The organism is Serratia sp. K-E0102 (assembly GCF_029962625.1).
Classification (GTDB): domain Bacteria; phylum Pseudomonadota; class Gammaproteobacteria; order Enterobacterales; family Enterobacteriaceae; genus Serratia; species Serratia sarumanii.
Genome location: NZ_CP124754.1, coordinates 3,805,247 through 3,824,112, shown reverse-complemented (window position 1 = coordinate 3,824,112; position 18,866 = coordinate 3,805,247). Strand labels below are relative to the sequence as shown.

The window sequence follows — 18,866 nt, the reverse complement described above, 5'->3', positions numbered from 1 at the left end:
GCCATTAATGCGGCAGCGGGGCCAGTTGCTTGTTGCGGCGGAACTTCGCCTGCAGCCGGTCGAAGTAAAGATAGACCACCGGGGTGGTGTACAGCGTCAGCAGCTGGCTCATCACCAGGCCGCCGGCGATGGTGATGCCGAGCGGCTGGCGCAGCTCCGCGCCGTCGCCGCTGGTCAGCACCAGCGGCAGTGCGCCGAACAACGCCGCCAGCGTGGTCATCATGATCGGCCGGAAACGCAGCAGGCTGGCCTGAAAAATCGCCTCGCGGGCGCTGATGCCGCCGTTGCGCTGCGCCTCGAGCGCGAAGTCGACCATCATGATGGCGTTTTTCTTCACGATGCCGATCAACAGCATGATGCCGATCAGCGCGATCAGGCTGAACGGCGCGCCGAACAGCTCGAGCGCCAGCAGCGCGCCCACGCCGGCGGAAGGCAGCGTGGAAAGGATGGTCAGCGGATGGATATAGCTCTCGTACAGTACGCCGAGCACGATATAGACCGTGGCGATAGCCGCCAGGATCAGGATCAGCTGCGACTTCAGGGTGTCCTGGAATACCTGGGCGGTGCCGGCGAACGCGCCGCGTACCGTAGACGGCACGCCGAGCTGAGTCATGGTGCGCTCTACCGCGGCGGTGGCGTCCGACAGGCTGCCGCCGTCCGGCAGGTTAAAGGAGATAGTCGAGGCGGCGGACAGCCCCTGATGGTTGACCGACAGCGGCGCGTTGGCCGGCCGCCAACTGGCGAAGTAGGAGAGCGGAATCGCCTTGCCTTCGCTGTTGATGATGAACATTTTGTCCAGCGAGCTCACGTCCTGGGTGTAGGGCGGCGCCACTTCCATCACGACTTTGTATTGGTTGAGCGGTTGATAGATGGTCGAAATCTGCCGCTGGCCGAAGGCGTTGTTCAACAGGTTGTTGGCGTCGGACACCGAAATGCCGAGGCGCGCCATGGTTTCGCGATCGTAGACCAGATCCATCTCCGAGCCTTTATCCTGCTGATCCGAGTTGACGTCCGCCAGCTCGGGCAATGCGGCCAGCGCGGTACGGATCTTCGGCTCCCATTCGCGCAGCGCGGCGAGATCGTCCGCCAGCAGCGTGTATTGGTAGCTGGCGTTGGCCTGCCGGCCGCCGACGCGGATATCCTGCACCGCCATCAGAAACAGGCTGGCACCCGGTTCTTTGGCCAGGCGAGCACGCAGGCGGGCGATCACTTTCTGCGCATCGTCGCTGCGTACCGACAGGGGTTTCAGTGAGATGAACATCGAACCGCTGTTGGTGCGCGAGCCGCCGGTAAAACCGGTGACGTTTTCCACGTCCGGATCTTCGCGCACGATTTTCATGAAGTCTTCCAGTTTGCCGCGCATCGCCTGGAACGAAATGCTTTGGTCGGCCTGGATAAAGCCCATCAGGCGCCCGGTATCCTGTTCCGGGAAGAAGGTTTTCGGGATGCTGATATACAGCCAGACGTTGAGCGCAAGGGTGGCGAGGAACACCGCCAGCACCCAGCGCGAGTGGCCGAGCACCCAGTTCAGCGAGCGTCCGTAGCCCTGCTGCAGCGCCAGCAGCATTTTGCCGAAGCCGCGCGCCCGCCGCTGCGAACGCGGCGGCTGGTGGCGCAGCAGGTAGGCGCACATCATCGGCGTGAGCGTTAGCGAGACGATGAGCGACAGCCCGATCGATACCGACAGGGTGACGGCGAACTCGCGGAACAGGCGCCCCGGCAGGCCTTCCATCAACAGCAGCGGGATAAACACCGCCACCAGCGAAACGCTCATCGACAGCACGGTGAAGCCGACTTCCCGCGCGCCCAGCAGCGCGGCGTTGATCGGTTTCATGCCGGCCTCGACGTGGCGGGAAATGTTTTCCAGCACCACGATGGCGTCGTCCACCACAAAGCCGGTGGCGATGGTCAGCGCCATCAGCGACAGGTTATTGAGGCTGAACCCGCACAGATACATGGCGGCGAACGAGCCGATCAGCGACACCGGCACGGCGACCGCCGGGATCAGCGTGGCGCGCCCGGAGCGCAGGAAGATGAACACCACCAGGATCACCAACCCGATGGCGATCGCCAGCGACTGTTCCACCTCGGCCAGCGACGCGCGAATGGTCGGCGAACGATCCTGCGCGACGCTGAGTTTAATCGAGGCCGGGATATTCTCCTGCAGGGCGGGCAGCTCGGCGCGAATGCGATCGACGGTTTCGATGATGTTGGCGTCCGGCGCGCGGCTGATGGCCAGAATGATCGCCGGTTTGGCGTCGGTCATCCCGGCGTTGCGCACGTCTTGCACCGAGTCGTTGACCTCGGCCACGTCGGCCAAACGCACCGCCGAGCCGTTGTTGTAATGAACGATCAGCGGACGGTAGGCCTCGGCGGTTTTCAGCGCGTCGTTGGCCTGGATCTGCCAGCGCTGCTGCGGGTTTTCCACGGCGCCCTGCGGGCGGCGCACGTTGGCGTTGGCGATGGCCTGCCGTACGGTGTCCAGCGACACGCCCTGATTGAACAGCGCCGAAGGGTTCAGCTCCACCCGCACCGCCGGCAGTGAGCTGCCGCCCACGGAAACGTCGCCGACGCCCTCGGTCTGGCTGATCTTCTGCGCCAGCTGGGTGGAGGCGAAATCGTAAAGCTGCCCCTGGCTGTAGGTGTCCGAGGTCAGCGTCAGGATCATGATCGGCGCGTCGGAAGGGTTGACCTTGCGGTAGCTGGGGCGGCTCGGCATGCCGGTCGGCAGCAGGCTTTGCGCGGCGTTGATCGCCGCCTGCACATCGCGCGCGGCGCCGTTGATGTCGCGATCGAGATCGAACTGCAAAATGACCCGGGTACTGCCGAGCGAGCTCATCGAGGTCATTTCGTTAACCCCGGCGATGCGGCCCAATGCGCGCTCCAGCGGCGTCGCCACCGAGGACGCCATGGTTTCCGGCGAGGCGCCCGGCAGCGACGCGCTGATCGAAATCACCGGAAAGTCCACCTGCGGCAGCGGCGACACCGGCAGCAGGCGAAAACCGATCGCGCCGCTGATGGCGATGGCCAGCGTCAGCAGGGTGGTGGCCACCGGCCGGTGAATGAACAGGGCGAAGAATTTCACGGCAGCTCCTGCGTATCCGGCTGGCGATGCGTGTTGCGCGCCAGTTTGTCAAACAGCAGGTAGATCACCGGCGTGGTGAACAGCGTCAGGATCTGGCTCATGATCAAACCGCCGACCATACAGACGCCGAGCGGATGCCGCAGCTCCGCGCCGACGCCGGTGCTCAGCATCAGCGGCAGTGCGCCGAGCAAGGCCGCCAGCGTGGTCATCAGGATCGGCCTAAAACGCAGCAGGCAGGCCTGATAGATGGCGTCGCGCGGCGATAAGCCCTGCTCGCGTTCCGCCGCCAGCGCGAAGTCGATCATCATGATGGCGTTCTTCTTCACGATGCCGATCAGCAGGATGATGCCGATGATGGCGATCACGTCCAGCTCGCTGCCGGCCATCATCAGCGCGAGCAGCGCGCCGACCCCGGCGGTCGGCAGGGTGGAGAGGATGGTGACCGGATGAATGAAGCTTTCATACAGCACGCCCAGCACGATGTACATCGCCACCACCGCCGCTAAAATCAGCCACAGCGTGCTGCCGAGCGCCGCCTGGAAGGCCAGGGTCGCCCCCTGGAATTGGGTGGTGATGTCCCTCGGCATGTTGAGATTTTCTTCCGCCTGGGTGACCGCGTCGACCGCCTCGCCGAGCGAGTAGCCGTCGGCGACGTTGAACGAAACGGTGGCCGACGGGAACTGGTCGAGATGGTTGACCGACAGCGGGCCGAAGCGCTCTTCGATTTTGGCGATGGCGCTCAGCGGCACCACGGCGCCGTCGTTGCCGCTCAGACGGATCTCATTGAGCGCCGCCAGCCCCGGCGTCGCGCTGACGTCGTGCTCCAGCACCACGCGGTATTGGTTGGCCTGGGTGTAGATGGTGGAGATCAGGCGCTGGCCGAACGCGTTGTACAGCGCATTGTCCACGTCGCTCATGGTGACGCCGAGGCGGGAGGCCGAATCGCGATCGACGTTGACGTAGGCCACCAGCCCCTGATCCTGCCAGTCGCTGGTGACGTCCGCCAGCTGCGGGGTTTGCTTCAGCTCATCCATCAGCTGCGGCACCCACAGGCTGAGATCGTCCAGCGACATCGCCTGCAGGGTGAACTGGTACTGGGTGCGGCTGACCTGGGTATCGATGGTCAGATCCTGCACCGGCTGCAGATACAGCTTCACGCCGGGGAACTGCGCCGTCTGCTGCTGCAGGCGGCTGATGATCGCCGGAATGCGCTCGCTGCGTTCGCTCAGCGGTTTCAGGTTGATCTGCAGCCGGCCGCTGTTGAGCGTGGCGTTGCTGCCGTCGACGCCGACGAACGAGGTCAGGCTTTCCACCGCCGGATCTTTGAGGATCTGCGCCGCGACCTGCTGCTGGCGCTCGGCCATATTGCTGAACGAGACGCTCTGCGGCGCTTCCAGCGTGCCCTGAATGATGCCGTTGTCCTGCACCGGGAAGAAGCCTTTCGGGATCAGCAGGTACAGCAATACCGTCAGCGCCAGGGTGCCGACGGCCACGCCGAGCGTCAGCCAGGGATGGTTAAGCACCGTTTTCAGCCACTGGCCGTATCGCGCGATCACCCGCTCGAAAAAGCGTTCGGAGGCGGCGGAAAACCGGTTCTGCTTGCGCAGCGATTCGTGGCTGAGCATGCGCGCGCACATCATTGGCGTCAGCGTCAGCGACACCACGGCGGAGATCAAAATCGCCACCGCCAGCGTGACGGCGAACTCGCGGAACAGGCGGCCGACGATGTCGCCCATGAACAGCAGCGGGATCAGCACCGCCACCAGCGAGAAGGTCAGCGAGATGATGGTGAAGCCGATCTCGCCGGCGCCTTTCAGCGCGGCGTCGAGCGGTTTTTCCCCTTTCTCGATGTAGCGCGAGATGTTCTCGATCACCACGATGGCGTCGTCCACCACGAAACCGGTGGCGATGGTCAGCGCCATCAGCGTCAGGTTGTTGATGGAAAAGCCGAGGAAGTACATGGCGGCGAAGGTGCCGACCAGCGACAGCGGCACCGCCACGCTGGGGATAATGGTCGCCGGCACGTTGCGCAGGAACACGTAGATCACCATCACCACCAGCGCGATCGCCAGCAGCAGCTCGAACTGCACGTCGCTGACCGAGGCGCGGATGGTGGTGGTGCGATCGGTCAGCACCTTGACGTCGACCGACTTGGGCAGGCTTTTAATCAGCGTCGGCAGCATTTCGCGGATGCTGTCGGCGGTGGTGATGACGTTGACGCCGGGCTGGCGCTGAATGTTCAGCACGATCGCCTGTTGCTTGTTGGCCCAGGCCGCCAGCCGGGTGTTTTCCGCTCCTTGTTCGATGGTGGCGATATCCTGCAGGCGGATCGCCGCGCCGTTCTGATAGGCGACGATCAGCTGGCGATAGTCGTCGGCGGATTTCATTTGGTCGTTGGCGGACAGGGTGACCGAGCGGGTCGGGCCGTCCAGGCTGCCTTTCGCCGAGTTGACGTTGGCGTTGCTGATGGCGGCGCGGATGGTTTCACTGTTCAGGCCATAGGCGGCGACCGCCGCGGCGTTCAATTTTACGCGCACCGCCGGGCGTTGGCCGCCGGCCAGCGTCACCAGGCCGACGCCGGTCACCTGAGAAATTTTTTGCGCCACGCGGGTTTCCACCATGTCTTCCACCTGCGTCATCGGCATGGCGGTGGAGGTCACGGCCAGCGTCAGGATCGGCGGATCGGCCGGGTTAACCTTGCTGTAGATCGGCGGGTAGGGCAGATCGGTCGGCAGCAGGTTGGTGGCGGAGTTGATCGCCGCCTGCACTTCCTGCTCCGCGACGTCGAGCGGCAGCGCCAGCTGGAACTGCAGCGTGACCACCGAGGCGCCGCCGGAGCTTTGCGACGCCATTTGTTTGAGGCCGGACATCTGGCCGAACTGGCGTTCCAACGGCGCGGTAATGGCGGAGGTCACCACGTCCGGGCTGGCGCCGGGATACAGCGTCACCACCTGGATGGTGGGGTAATCCACCTCCGGCAGGGCGGACACCGGCAGCGCGCGATAGCCGATAATCCCCGCCAGCAATATCGCCACCATCAGCAGCGTGGTGGCGACCGGACGCAGAATAAACAGGCGGGACGGACCGCCGCCGGCGTTGGGAGGCATCACCTGCATCAGGACTTCCTCTGAACGTCAGGTTCGCGCTTGGCGTTGGCCGCCGCCGGCGCTTCGCTCGGCGCGAGCACTTCCACCTGCATGCCTTCGGTCAGGCGATCGATGCCGTCGGTCACCACCCGATCGCCGGCGTTGAGGCCGGCGCTGATCACCACCTGCCGGCTGTCCTGCACGCCGGCGGTGACCCGATGTTTGCTGACCCTGTTGTCTTCGCCGAGCGTCCAGACGAAGTTGCCCTCGTTGCCCATCTGCAGCGCGGCGGTCGGGATCACCACCGCATCGTGCAGGGTATCCACCTGCAGCCGCGCGTTGACGAACTGGTTGGGGAACAGCGCGTCATCTTCGTTGGTGAAGCGCGCTTTCAGCTTGATGGTGCCGGTGGCGGTATCAATTTGGTTGTCCAGGCTCAGCAGCGAACCGGTCGTCAGCTTGTTCTGGTTGGTGCGATCCCAGGCTTCGACGCCCACCGGCCCGGCTTTTTGCGCCTTGAGCAGATCGGCGATGTTGCCTTCGGGCAGCGTGAACACCACGTCGATCGGGTGCGTCTGCGTGATCACCACCAGACCGGTGGTGCTGCCGCTGGTGACATAGTTGCCGACGTCGACCAGTTTCAGGCCGACGCGGCCGTCGATTGGCGCGGTGATGCGGCTGTAGGTGATCTGCAGTTTGGCGCTGTCGACCGCGCCCTGATCGGCCTTGATCGCGCCTTCGGTCTGCTGCACCAGCGAGGCTTGCGTATCCAGTTCCTGGCGGGAAACCAGATTGGTTTTCACCAGCTGCTGATAGCGCGCCAGATCGCGCCGGGCGTTGGCCAGCGTGGCCTGATCTTTTGCTAACTGCCCCTGAGCCTGGGTCAACTGAACCTGGAACGGCCGGGGATCGATCTCCGCCAGCAGATCGCCGGCTTTGACCTGCTGGCCTTCGGTAAAGTGGATCGCCATCAGTTGGCCATCGACCCGGCTGGTGACGGTGACGGTATTGGCGGCGGTGGCGGTGCCCAAGCCGGAAAGATAGCGCGGCACCGTCTGTTGCGTGGCCGTCGCGGCCTGCACCGGCGACATCGGCGCGCCGCGCCGCCCGCCCGCCGCGCGACCGGCCCCCGCTTTGCCGCCGGCCTGCTGCGCGCCCGGGGCCGTGCCGGCCGGCGGTTGAGCGGCGTTAAAATAACGCCAGGCGAAGACGGCGGCGATGACCAGGATGGCCGCAACCAGCAGGCGCGGCATCAGGGAACGGCGTTGGGGTTTTGCATTCATGGCGGCGAAAATTCTCTCCAAAAGGCAGGGGTGCGGGCACTCATTGCCACAAAAATGACACTCCTTACAGGATACTAGTTTAGCCAGCGAAGACGGCATAAAAATGAAGGAAATATGGAGGAACCGTCAGCATTGTCCTAATAAGTGGGTGATTTGAGCGTGCTATGTTTATAAGTGATTTATTCCGGCTTATAGCCAATACGTTTTAACGATTTCCTGTGTTTGGCGCTAATAATTAACAGGCAAATCATTTAACTCATGGAGCCTTTGTGATGAGCAAGAAACAACTGGGCCGTTCGGGCATTCAGGTGCCGGCGTTGACCTTCGGCGGCAACGTGTTCGGCTGGACGGCGGATCAGGCGACCTCTTTCAGCCTGCTGGATGCGCTGGTGGACAATCAGCTCAACTTTATCGATACCGCCGATGTCTATTCCAGCTGGGCGCCGGGCAACCGGGGCGGCGAATCGGAAACCGTCATCGGCGAATGGCTCAAGAAGAGCGGCAAGCGCGACCAGGTGATCATCGCCACCAAGGTGGGCAAACCGATGGGCGAAGGTAAACAGGGGCTGTCGCCGCGCTATATTCAGCAGGCGGTGGAGGACTCGCTGCGCCGTCTGCAAACCGATTATATCGATCTCTACCAGTCGCACGACGATGACCGCGATACGCCGCTGGAAGAGACGCTGGCGGCGTTCGATGCGCTGATCAAGGCCGGCAAGGTGCGGGCGATCGGCGCCTCCAACTATCAGGCGGATCGCCTGGAAGAAGCGCTGCGGGTGAGCGAAAGCAACGGGCTGGCGCGCTACGAAACCCTGCAGCCGGAATATAACCTGTATGCGCGCGAAGGGTATGAGGCCGAGCTGGAAGGCGTGGCGCAGCGCCATGGCCTCGGGGTGATCAACTTCTTCGCGCTGGCCAGCGGCTTCCTGACCGGCAAATACCGCAGCAAAGCGGACGAGGGCAAAAGCCAGCGCGGCGATCGCATCGTCGAACGCTACCTTAACCCGCGCGGTTTCCGCATTCTGGCGGCGCTGGATCAGGTGGCGGGCAAGCACGGCAGCTCCCCGGCGCAGGTCTCGCTGGCCTGGCTGATTGCGCGCCCGAGCATCACCGCGCCGATCGTCAGTGCCACCTCGTTGCCGCAGTTGGATGAGTTGGTCAGCGCCACCCGCCTGACGCTGGATGCGGACGACATTCAGACGCTGAACCACGCCAGCGCTGAGTAAGAGCCGCCGGCGATTTTGCTCTATGCTGAAGGGGTCAATATGACTTATTCAGGAAACTGCAATGTCTGGCGATACCATCAACGACCTCGCGACGCTGGAACAGCTGTACGGCAAACCCGCCGCGCCCTCGGTGTTTAAAGAAGTCAGCTATATCCACCCGGCGTACCGCCCGTTTATCGAGGCGGCGCCGTTTGCCGCCCTCTCGACGGTCGGGCCGGACGGCATGGATGTCTCGCCGCGCGGCGATCCGGCCGGTTTTATCCATATCGAAGACGAGAAAACCCTGCTGCTGCCGGATCGGCGCGGCAATAACCGCATCGACAGCCTGCGCAATATCCTGCACGACAACCGGGTGGCGCTGCTGCTGCTGATCCCCGGCATCGGCGAAACGCTGCGGATTAACGGGCGGGCGGAGATCGTGGTGGCGCCGGCGGTGCTGCAGCGCTTCGCCCACCGCAATCAGCTGCCGCGTTCGGTGCTGCGCATTCGGGTGGAGGCGGTGTTCTTCCAGTGCAGCCGGGCGATCTTGCGTTCGGGACTCTGGGAAGAGGGCAGCCGCCTCGAACGTTCGGCGCTGCCCAGCCCCGGCCATATCTTGGCCACGGTGAGCCAAACGCGCTTCGACGGTGAGGAGTACGACCAGGCGCTGCCGCAGCGGCTGAAGGATACGCTGTATTAATCGCCGCGGCGTTCGCGCCACGTTTGCCGGTTCAGCCGGTACAAGACGTGCTTTTGCAGCGGATGGCCCGCCGGCAGGCGTGGGTGCAGGAAGGTTTCGCCGTCAAATTGCATGCCGATGCGCGTCATCACCCGGCGCGACGGTTGGTTGTTTTCGGCGGTGAAGGACACCACTTCCGGCAAGTGAAGCGTGTCGAAGGCGCACGCCAGCGCCGCGCGTGCCGCTTCAGCGGCGTAGCCGTTGCCCCAGTGGGCCGCCGCCAGCCGCCAGCCAATCTCCACGCAGGGGGAACAGGGCAGATCGTCGCTCGGCCGCGCCAGCCCGACAAACCCGATAAAGGGCGCACCGTCTTTCACTTCCACCGCCCACAGCCCCCAGCCATGTTGTTGCATGAAGGCGCGGATGCGTTCGGCCTGCGCGCGGCTTTCCTCGGCCGTCATCGTCGCGGGGAAATAGCGCATCACCTGCGGATCGGCGTTAAGGGCGGCGAAGGCCGGTAGATCTTCGTCGCGCCAGGGGCGCAGGCGCAGCCTGGCGCTGTCGAGGGTAAGGATGGTTGATATGATGCATAGCCTCCAATGAGCAAGGGCGCGATGAGCCGCGCCCTTGGGCCGTCAACGGAACAGCGTTTGCGCCCAGCGCGCCAGCCCGGCGGTGACCGAGCCGAAGTCGTTGCCGCCGACGATCGGAATGCCAGGCAGCTGCTGTTGCAGCGCGGCGCGCAGCAGGGGGGAGCGTGCGCTGCCGCCGGTCAGGTAGATCACCTGCGGCGCGGTCTGGCTACTGGCCAGCGCGGCGCTGACCTGTTCCTGGATGCGCATCAACGGCTGCGAGATGGCGTCGGCGAGCTGAGCCTGGCTGATGCTCTCCGCCAGATCGGCCTGCACGAAGCCGAGCGGCGCGCTGATGGCGGTTTGGCCGGACAGGGCTATCTTACTCTCTTCGGCCGCGCGCACCAGTCGGTAGCTCAGGCGCTGCTGGTACACTTTCAGCAGGCGTTTGACCTTTTCCGGCTCCGCCGCGTCGAGGATCAGATCGCGCAGCACGCGGCCGTTGGCGGCGCTGTAGAAGTCGTTTTGCGCCGGCACGTCGTTGGTCGCCACCGCGTTCCAGTAAGGCAGCGCCGGCAGGGCGATGCCTTTCGCGGTTTCGCCGCCCAGGCCGAACAGCGGCATCAACTGTTTGAAGGCCAGCATGATGTCCAGATCGTTACCGCCGACCCGGCAGCCGCTGTGGCCCAGCAGGCTTTGCTGGCGATCGGCGCGGTCGCGCCACTGCGGCCCCATCAGCAGCACCGAGCAGTCGGTGGTGCCGCCGCCGATGTCCACCACCAGCACGGTTTGCTCTTCGCTCAGCGTCGCCTCGAAGTCCAGCCCCGCCGCCACCGGCTCGAACTGGAATTCAATGGCTTTGAAACCGGCGCGTTCGGCGGCGCGCTGCAAAATGCCCTGCGCCTGCCGGTTGGCCTCTTCGCCGCCGATGCCCTGGAAGTTGATCGGCCGGCCGATCACCGCCTGCTCGATACCGGTCTGCAGCACGTTTTCCGCCTGGCGTTTGATGTGGAACATCATGGCGCATACCAGGTCTTCGAACAGCGCGATCTGCTGCGGCTTCAGGCCGTTGGCGCCGAGGAAGGATTTCGGCGAGCGCACGAAGTACACCTCTTCCGGATCTTCCATGTAGTGCGCCAGCGCCTGCAGGCCGAACAACACGCTGTCGCCGTTGACCGGAATGTCCTCTTCGCGGTTGTAACTGATGGCGCGGCGCAGCAGCTGCTGGTTTTCTTCGCTGCCGGTCGGCACCTGCCAATGGCGGTGCAGGCATTCGCTCACCGCTTCGCGGGTCGGCGCGCACAGCATCGAAGGCAGATACGGTTCGTTGTTTTCCAGCGTCAGTAGCTCGGGGCCGTGGTCGCGCATCACCGCGACGGAACAGTTGGCTGTCCCGTAGTCGAATCCAATAAACATCTCTTTTTTGTCCCCATGCCAATGAAGGGGGGCGACTTTACCCGAGACGGAGCCGGCGGGCAATGCGCCAATGCGCGAGTGTCGAAAAATTTAGCGGGCGCGGCATCGGCATGCTTAACTTAATGTCCGAATTCCGCACGTCAGCGCGCCAGGCGAGCCCCATAATGCAGAAAAAACCGAACCCGAGCGTTGCCATGAATACTCAACAGCAAGCGTTGTACGACGCGCTGCGCGCGCGTGACCGCAAATTCGACGGCCGCTTTTTCGTCGGCGTCTCTTCCACCGGCATCTATTGCCGCCCGGTGTGCAGCGCCCGCACGCCGAAGCTGGAAAACTGCACCTTCTATCCGAGCGCGGCGGCGGCCGAGCTGGCGGGCTTTCGCCCCTGCCTTAAATGCCGGCCGGAGCTGGCGCCCGGCCTGGCGCTGATCGATCTGGGCAATCGCTATGCGCAGGTGGCGGTGCAGCTCATCGAGCAAGGCTATCTGTCCGAACACAGCTGCGAAGCGCTGGCGGCGCGGCTCGGCATTTCCGATCGCCACCTGCGGCGCATCTTCGCCGAACAGTTTGGCGCTTCGCCGATCGATTACGCGCAGTCGCACCGGTTGCTGCAGGCCAAACGCCTGCTGGCGGACACCGATCTGCCGCTCAGCGAGGTGGCGTTCGCCGCCGGTTTCGGCAGCCTGCGGCGTTTCAACGAGCTGTTCAAGGCGCGCTATCGCCTGATCCCGTCTGCGCTGCGCAGCGGCGGCGCGCGCGGTGAGCGGGCCGCCGCCAGCGGGCTGGTGTTCCATCTGGGCTATCGGCCGCCCTATGACTGGGATCGCATGCTGAATTTCCTGCAGGCGCGCGCCGTGCAGGGCGTGGAGCGAGTCGAGGGACGCCGCTACCTGCGTTCGATCGCCGTCAACCAGGGCGGCACGGAACATCGCGGCTGGGTCAGCGTGCAGCCGGAGGAAGCGCGCAACCGGGTCAGGGTCGAGATCGCGCCGGCGCTCAGTTTGGTGACGACGGAGGTGCTGCGCCGCGTGCGCCTGCTGTTTGATCTGGACGCCGCGCCGGATCGCATCAATGAGGCGCTGGGCTCGCTGGCGGCCGATGCGCCGGGGCTGCGCCTGCCGGGCTGCGTGAACAGCTTCGAGCAGGCGGCGCGGGCGGTGCTGGGGCAGTTGGTCAGCGTGAAAATGGCGGCGACCTTCGCCGGGCGGATGGCCGAACGCTGGGGAGAGCCGCTGGCGGCGCCGCACGAGGGCATTACCCACGTTTTCCCCAGCGCCGAACGGGTGGCGCAGCTGCAGCCCGAAGCACTGCGCCCGCTCGGGGTGCAGCTGAAGCGCGCGGCGGCGCTGATCGAGATCGCCCGCGCGCTGGGCGAAGGGCGGCTGCAGCTCGACAACGTGCTGGATATCGACCAGGGCATCAGGGCGCTGACCGCGCTGCCGGGCATCGGCAGCTGGACCGCCAGCTATATCGCGATGCGCGCCTGGTCTTGGCCGGACGTGTTTCTGGCCGGCGACTACCTGATCAAACAGCGTTTTCCCGGCATGACGCCGCGCCAGATCGAACGCTATGCCGAACGTTGGCGCCCGTGGCGCTCTTACGCCACGCTGCATCTGTGGCACAACGACGGCTGGGCGCCGGAAGGGGAGGATTGAGCATTCGGGCTAGCGGGGGGGCTCGATCAGCTGCAGCAGGCGGCTCATGCCCTCGCGCATCAGGAACGCCAGCAGCTTTTCCCGCTCGGCCGGCGTCAGGTGGTAGTAATACTCGATCCAGACCCGTATCGGATCCTGGCGTTTGACGTCGTAGCCCGGAGGGTCTGTCTCGCGCAAGGCCGACAGGCTGCGCGCGCCGTACGGCAGGCTGTCGATATGGTATTCCAGCGCTTTGCCCTGCACGCCGCTGCGGCGGCGGCTTAGCCAGCCTTCGCGCCGGGCCATCAAATTGACCCCTTGCGGGGTTGAAGGCAACCCCGCCTTGCCCATCAGTTCCCTGGCGGAAAACCATTTCTTTTCCATAGTCCCTTATCCCTGAGCCATCACATGTCGAGCAAAATCAACGGATACGCTGATGTTCGCATGGGAGTTTCATCTTATTTAATCGTTTAAGCTTCAGGTGTTATTTATATCACTAATCTCGCATGGGTTAACACAATGTGAATAACGGGAGTGCGGCGCCGCCCGCGAGACGGCGCCGGTGAGGGGGAGGGGTTAGCGAATGCCGAAGTAGCCGTCGCTGAGCAACACCGCCAGCGGCTGCTCCAGCGCGACCTGATCGCCATCCGCCAGATCGACGCCGATATCGCGCAGCGCCTGCAGCGTCACCGGCTGGTGGGCCGGCCCGGCGAGCGTCTGCGCTTTGATCCGATGCGCCGCGCCGTTGAGCATCGAGACCATCAGTTCATCCATCTGGTTGCAGTGCACGTTGGTGATAAAGCGTTCATCGACGCGAATGATGTCGATTTTCTGATCGCCCAGCTCATCGAAGGCATTGATGTTATGTCCGAAGCCATTGACGATCAGCCGGCAGCCCAGCTGCTGCAGTTCGCGAAGACACGCCCGGCACTGCGCGGCGTGTTCCAGCACCACGGCCTCATCGACGCTGAACAACAGTGCCTGCGGCGGCAGCGAGGAAGCGCGCACCCTTTCCGTCAGCTCGCGCTGGAAGTCGGTGTTCAGCAGGCTGTCGGTGGCCAGCGGCAACGCGAGCGACAGCCCCTTGCGCTTGATGTCGTCGGCGCAGTGCACCAGCAGCTGCGCCACCGTCCAGCGGTCGATGTCCGGCATCAGGCCGTACAGCTGCGCGGCGGCGATGAACGCCTCGTGCGGCAGCGGCCGATCGTCTGGCGCCATCACCTGCAGTTTCACCTGGTGGAAAGCGGCCGACAGCGGCGTCGCCGGCGGCGCGGCCGCGCGGGTCAACAGCCGCAACTGCCCCTCGCTGATGATCGTCTGTACCTCCTGTGGGCTCAGTAATTCATGCTGTCGCTCCAGCAGCTGTTTTTGTCGTGCCTCATACAGATACACCTGGCCGCGCCCGTGGTGCTTGGCGGTGTAGCAGGCGATGTCGGCCTGGGCCAGCAGTTCGCTGCTTTTGGCGTCGCCGCCGATGCGCGTGATGCCGGCGCTGGCGCCGACGCGGTAAATTTTCCCTTCCCAGTAGAACGGGTGTTGGCTGATTTGGTTGACCACCTGTTGCATCAGCGATTTGGCCTGCTCCAGCCGGCAGTCGAACAGGATCAGGCCGAACTCGTCACCACCCAGCCGGGCCAGACAGTCGCTGTTGCGCAGCTGGTGACGCATCAGCTGGGCGATGTCTCGCAGCAAGGCATCGCCCGCCGCGTGGCCGGCGGTGTCGTTCACCGCCTTGAACCGATCCAGATCGAGAAACACCAGCGAATGCGGCGGCGACGGTTCCCCGCCGGCGACGATTGCCGCTTTCAGCTGCTTCTCGAAGCTGGCGCGGTTCGGCAGGCCGGTCAGCGCGTCGTGCGAGGCGCTGTAGCTGAGCTTTTTCATCAGTTCGCGCGAGGCGGTGACATCCTGCAGCACCATCACCGCGCCCATGGTTTCACCGTCGAGGGTTTTCAGCGGTGAGACAGACTGCTGCACGTCGAAATAGCGCCCGTCGCGGCTGTGCAGCACCAATGCGTAATCCGCCGGCCACTGCCGTGGATATTGCGTGAGGTTTTCGATTTCCGGGCCGTCTTTGCCGTTGGTCAGGCGCACCACGCCGGCGACGGGCATACCGATCGCCAGATCGAGCGGCCAGCCGCACATCTGCTCGGCCACCGGATTCATAAAGGTAATGCGCAGGTGGCTGTCGGTGGAGATCACCCCTTCGCCGATGGCGTCGAGGGTGATGTGCAAACGCTCTTTCTCCTCGTGCAGCGCTTCGGCGAGGCTCTTGAGCTCGGTCATGTCGATATTGGTGCCGATCATGCGCAGCGGCCGGCCCTGATCGTCGAGGATCACGTTGCCCTGGCCGCGAATATGGCGCACGCTGCCCTGGCGGGTCACGATGCGGTATTCCATGACGAAAGGCTTGGGGTCGGCCAACAGCGCGGCCAGCTCGCGATCGGTGCGGTCGCGATCTTCCGGCACCAACAGGGTGCGCCACAGCGCCAGCGTCGGCGTTTGGTCGGGATTGAGATCGTAGAGTTCGAACATGCGCTGATCCCAGGTGAAGTTTTCCTGGCTCATCACCCATTCCCAGATGCCGACGCCGCCCACCTGATTGGCCAGCGTAATGCGCTCCACCAGCCGGTTGTTTTCCGCCTGGCTGCGCTTCAAATCGCTGATGTCCTCCACCTGCGAGATGAAGTACAGCGGCAGCCCTTCGGCGTCGCGCACCAGCGAGACCGCCAGCAGCGCCCAGACGGTCTGGCCGTCGCTGCGGATGTAGCGTTTCTCCATGGTGTAGCTGCTGATATGGCCATCGAGCAGGTCGTGCAACTGGCTGAGATCGGCGGTGAGATCGTCGGGATGCGTAATTTCTTGAAAGGTCAGCTTATGCAGCGCCTCAGGCGTATAGCCGAGCAGCGCGCACAGCGCCTGATTGACCTGCAGCCATTTCCCCTGCGGCGACACCAGCGCCATGCCGATGGCGGAATACTCCAGCGCGCTGCGAAAGCGGCTTTCGCTCTCGACGATGTGCTGTTTTTCCACCCGAAAGGCGTGCATCACCACCGCCATCGCGTGCGCCGGGATTAAAATCAGCAGCATCGGCAAGTACAGACCGAGATCGCCAAGGTGCTTGCCGGAAGCCTGGAAATGCAGCAACCCCAGCGAAATCATCACGGTGATCAGCAAGAGGGTGCAGAAGCAAACGGTGAACGCCTCAAAACGCGGCAGTGCGATGGCTGCCCACAGCAGCGGCAAAATCACGAACGTGAACGGAAAAGGCAGGTAGGTCAGCGCCATAAAGCTGAAAGCCAGCGTAACCATCAGCGTCAGCAATAATGGAAACGGGTTCAGCGCCGTCAGGGTGCGACGGTTATAAGAGAGGCCGATCGGCGCCAGCGACAGCACCCCTATCGCTTCGGAAATGAACCAGGTACCGAACGGCTGCCAAAAAGGCTGGCCTGGCGCGGGCACCAGGCTGGCGGCCAGCAGCGCGCTGAACAGCGGGGTAAAAATCACCGCGCACACCACAAAACGCAGCCAACTGGCGAGATCGTTCAACGGATCGTACGGGTGTAGCATGCGGCGCAACAGCAGGGCGCAAACCGCCGCTTCCAGCAGGTTGATGGCGGCCAGCTTGATGGGCGTGGCGCTGACGCCGAACAGCAAGAAGCTGGCGAGCACGATGCCGAGGCCGCTGGCCAACAGCGGCAGGCCCCAGTGGCGCGGGGCGTGGCGGTACAGCACCGCGATCGCGGCGGCGGTCGGAAACCACAGCGGGGTGAAGTGGCTGGCTTCGCTGGACAGCGACAGGCTCAGCAAGGCGAGCAGAAACGTCGCCAGCGCCACTAACAGGGAATGCGTCAGCACGACGCCTTTGTGGGTGCCGAACGTGTTCGGCGCGCTGATCTCCATAGACACCCTTACCGATGGCCTCTGTCAGTGATTTGATTCATGACGTGGATGAATTAAGACGATTTATTGGCAAAGGGTAGTACAGCGCGAGAGGAAAACCTACCGGGATGGCCGACTTTACTGCGTTAACGCAAACCCGGCGACAGAATGGCGAAAAAGCCGGCGCGCGGCCGGCTTTTCGCGTATTACAGCAGGAACAGGGTGGCGAGGCCGAGGAAGATGAAAAAGCCGCCGGTATCGGTCAGCGCGGTGATGAGCACGCTGGAGCCGACCGCCGGATCGCGGCCCACTTTGAGCATGGTCATCGGGATCACTACGCCCATCAGCGCCGCCAGCAGCAGATTGAGCAGCATCGCCAGCGTCATCACGCCGCCCATCGCCGCGTCGCCGTACAGCAGCCAGGTGATGACGCCCATGATGCCGCCCCACACCACGCCGTTGATGATGGCGACGCCCAGCTCTCTGAGCATCAGGCGCGAGATGTTGCCGACTTCGATCTGGTGCAGCGCCAGCGCGCGCACGATCATGGTGATGGTCTGGTTGCCGGTGTTGCCGCCGATGCCGGCGACGATCGGCATCAGCGCCGCCAGCGCCACCAACTGGGAAATGGTGTGTTCGAACAGGCCGATCACCCGCGAGGCGATGAATGCGGTGCAGAGGTTGATCGCCAGCCAGGCCCAGCGGGTCTTGACCGCCTTGCTGACCGGGGCAAACACGTCTTCTTCCGGGCTCAAACCGCCCATGCGGCGCAGGTTGGTGTCGCTCTCTTCGTTGACGGCGTCGACGATCTCTTCGATGGTCAGGCGGCCCATCAGTTTTCCCTTGGCGTCAACCACCGGGGCGCTGATCAGGTCGTAACGTTCGAACGCGCCGGCCGCTTCGTCGGCCTTGTCTTCGGGCTGAAAGGTGGCGGGATCGCTATCCATCACTTCGCGCACCGGGATCTCCGGATCGTTCAGCAGCACTGCGGTCAGCGGCAGCTCGCCCAACAGGGTGTTTTTGCGATCGGTGACGAACAGTTTATCGGTGGCGTCGGGAATGGTTTTGCGCATGCGCAAGAAGCGATGCACCGCGCCGAGCGTGACGTCCGGCCGCACCGTCACCAGTTCGAAATCCATCATCCAGCCGACGCTGTCTTTGGCGTACTGGCTCATCTCGCGCACCTGGGCGCGCTGCTCCGGCTCCAGCGAGGTCAGCAACCGGCCCATCAGGTTACGCGGCAGGTATTGCGCCAGGTAGGCCTGTTCGTCGACGTCCAGCGTTTTGATCGCTTTGAGCAGGTCTTTGTCGCTCATTTCCTCGATCAGGCTGTCCCAGACCGGTTCGGCGACCTCCACCAGCGTCTGGCCGCGCTTGCTGTTGCCCACCAGCCGCCACAGCGCCATACGTTCGTCCTGCGGCAGCGCCTCCAGCAGGTCCGCCAGGTCGGCGGCGTGCATATCGTCCAACAGACCGGTGATTTCCGCCGTCTGGTTCAGCAGTTCGCTTTGGCTGAGGGCGTGTTCATCCCCTGGCCGGCCGAGAATGCCGTCGACCAACTCCTTATTGTTCAACAGCAGAGTGAGAATGCGCTGGCGGTATTCAGCGACTTTTTTGACGTTATGGGTTGCGGCTGACATGGTGTTCCTTTACGGGCGCTCGGCGTTCCTGACGCAGGCTCATTAAAAGATAGAGCATAGCGGGTGCCGGCGTCATTTTTATGAAACGGCCGGGGTGCGGCGGTTATTCAGAGGAGGCGTCCTGTTGCGGCGCGCTGACTTCGGCGGCGTTTTGCGCAGCGGCCTGCTTTTTTTCCTGATGATGAGGCACCGCCACCACGGCGGCGTACAGCAGTCGGCCGACTAAAATGATAAAGCTGATAAACAACACTATCTTCGTCATCTGTCCGGTGGTTTTCTTGCGCATATATCACCCGGTATGCCGGTGTCCTGTGTTATTCGCTCGAGAATTTGTAAGCGGATTTTAGGCGCTGATGACAAAAGTTGTCCATTTTTTTCCGGCGT

12 protein-coding genes are annotated in these 18,866 nt (G+C 63.8%); 3 read left to right on the top strand and 9 right to left on the bottom strand.

All coding sequences use genetic code 11. The annotated features are described in order from the left end of the window. Positions 1–4 precede the first annotated feature (4 nt). The 3 genes from mdtC to SSARUM2_RS18200 are packed head-to-tail and all read right to left on the bottom strand — an operon-like array spanning position 5 to position 7,454. Entirely contained in the window at positions 5–3,085 is a 3,081-nt protein-coding gene (gene mdtC, locus SSARUM2_RS18210; RefSeq protein WP_047570975.1) for a multidrug efflux RND transporter permease subunit MdtC, read from the bottom strand. Beyond that, on the bottom strand, positions 3,082–6,201 hold the full coding sequence (locus SSARUM2_RS18205; protein ID WP_060453050.1) for an MdtB/MuxB family multidrug efflux RND transporter permease subunit: 3,120 nt from the start codon (positions 6,199–6,201) through the stop codon (positions 3,082–3,084). Before SSARUM2_RS18205 ends, mdtC begins: the two co-directional genes overlap by 4 nt. After that, positions 6,201–7,454, bottom strand: coding sequence for an MdtA/MuxA family multidrug efflux RND transporter periplasmic adaptor subunit (locus SSARUM2_RS18200; RefSeq protein WP_049234949.1), 1,254 nt, complete (start codon positions 7,452–7,454; stop codon positions 6,201–6,203). The genes SSARUM2_RS18205 and SSARUM2_RS18200 overlap by 1 nt, the downstream gene beginning before the upstream one ends. A 272-nt stretch (positions 7,455–7,726) precedes the next feature. Here SSARUM2_RS18200 and SSARUM2_RS18195 point away from each other — a divergent pair, with 272 nt between their 5' ends. Together SSARUM2_RS18195 and SSARUM2_RS18190 are read left to right on the top strand one after the other, a co-directional pair. After that, positions 7,727–8,680 (top strand): aldo/keto reductase, encoded by a 954-nt coding sequence (locus tag SSARUM2_RS18195; RefSeq protein WP_041036271.1) that lies wholly within the window; start codon positions 7,727–7,729, stop codon positions 8,678–8,680. Between the two features lie 61 nt (positions 8,681–8,741). Next, positions 8,742–9,359: a pyridoxamine 5'-phosphate oxidase family protein gene (locus SSARUM2_RS18190; protein ID WP_060439452.1), complete on the top strand. Its 618-nt coding sequence runs from the start codon at positions 8,742–8,744 to the stop codon at positions 9,357–9,359. Here the strand turns inward: SSARUM2_RS18190 and SSARUM2_RS18185 are convergent. Both SSARUM2_RS18185 and yegD read right to left on the bottom strand, forming a co-directional pair. Beyond that, positions 9,356–9,922 carry a GNAT family N-acetyltransferase gene (locus SSARUM2_RS18185; protein ID WP_060453049.1) on the bottom strand — a complete coding sequence of 189 codons (567 nt, stop codon included), beginning with the start codon at positions 9,920–9,922 and terminating at the stop codon, positions 9,356–9,358. The genes SSARUM2_RS18190 and SSARUM2_RS18185 overlap by 4 nt on opposite strands. A 51-nt stretch (positions 9,923–9,973) precedes the next feature. Continuing rightward, complete coding sequence (gene yegD / locus SSARUM2_RS18180; RefSeq protein WP_033648831.1) at positions 9,974–11,326, bottom strand: molecular chaperone; 1,353 nt, start codon at positions 11,324–11,326, stop codon at positions 9,974–9,976. A 164-nt stretch (positions 11,327–11,490) separates the two neighbouring features. On the opposite strand from yegD, the gene alkA reads away from it, so the two are divergent. Then, complete coding sequence (gene alkA / locus SSARUM2_RS18175) at positions 11,491–12,981, top strand: DNA-3-methyladenine glycosylase 2 (RefSeq protein ID WP_060439454.1); 1,491 nt, start codon at positions 11,491–11,493, stop codon at positions 12,979–12,981. A 9-nt stretch (positions 12,982–12,990) separates the two neighbouring features. Here alkA and SSARUM2_RS18170 read toward each other — a convergent pair whose 3' ends face one another. The 4 genes from SSARUM2_RS18170 to SSARUM2_RS18155 form a co-directional block, all read right to left on the bottom strand. Next, positions 12,991–13,344 (bottom strand): DNA-binding protein, encoded by a 354-nt coding sequence (locus SSARUM2_RS18170; protein ID WP_033635531.1) that lies wholly within the window; start codon positions 13,342–13,344, stop codon positions 12,991–12,993. Positions 13,345–13,536: 192 nt separating this feature from the next. Beyond that, complete coding sequence (locus SSARUM2_RS18165; RefSeq protein WP_060453048.1) at positions 13,537–16,863, bottom strand: diguanylate cyclase; 3,327 nt, start codon at positions 16,861–16,863, stop codon at positions 13,537–13,539. Between the two features lie 185 nt (positions 16,864–17,048). Further along, positions 17,049–18,482, bottom strand: coding sequence for a magnesium transporter (mgtE, locus tag SSARUM2_RS18160; RefSeq protein WP_033654569.1), 1,434 nt, complete (start codon positions 18,480–18,482; stop codon positions 17,049–17,051). 103 nt (positions 18,483–18,585) lie between these two features. Continuing rightward, positions 18,586–18,768 carry a YfgG family protein gene (locus SSARUM2_RS18155; RefSeq protein WP_004941600.1) on the bottom strand — a complete coding sequence of 61 codons (183 nt, stop codon included), beginning with the start codon at positions 18,766–18,768 and terminating at the stop codon, positions 18,586–18,588. Positions 18,769–18,866: the final 98 nt, after the last annotated feature.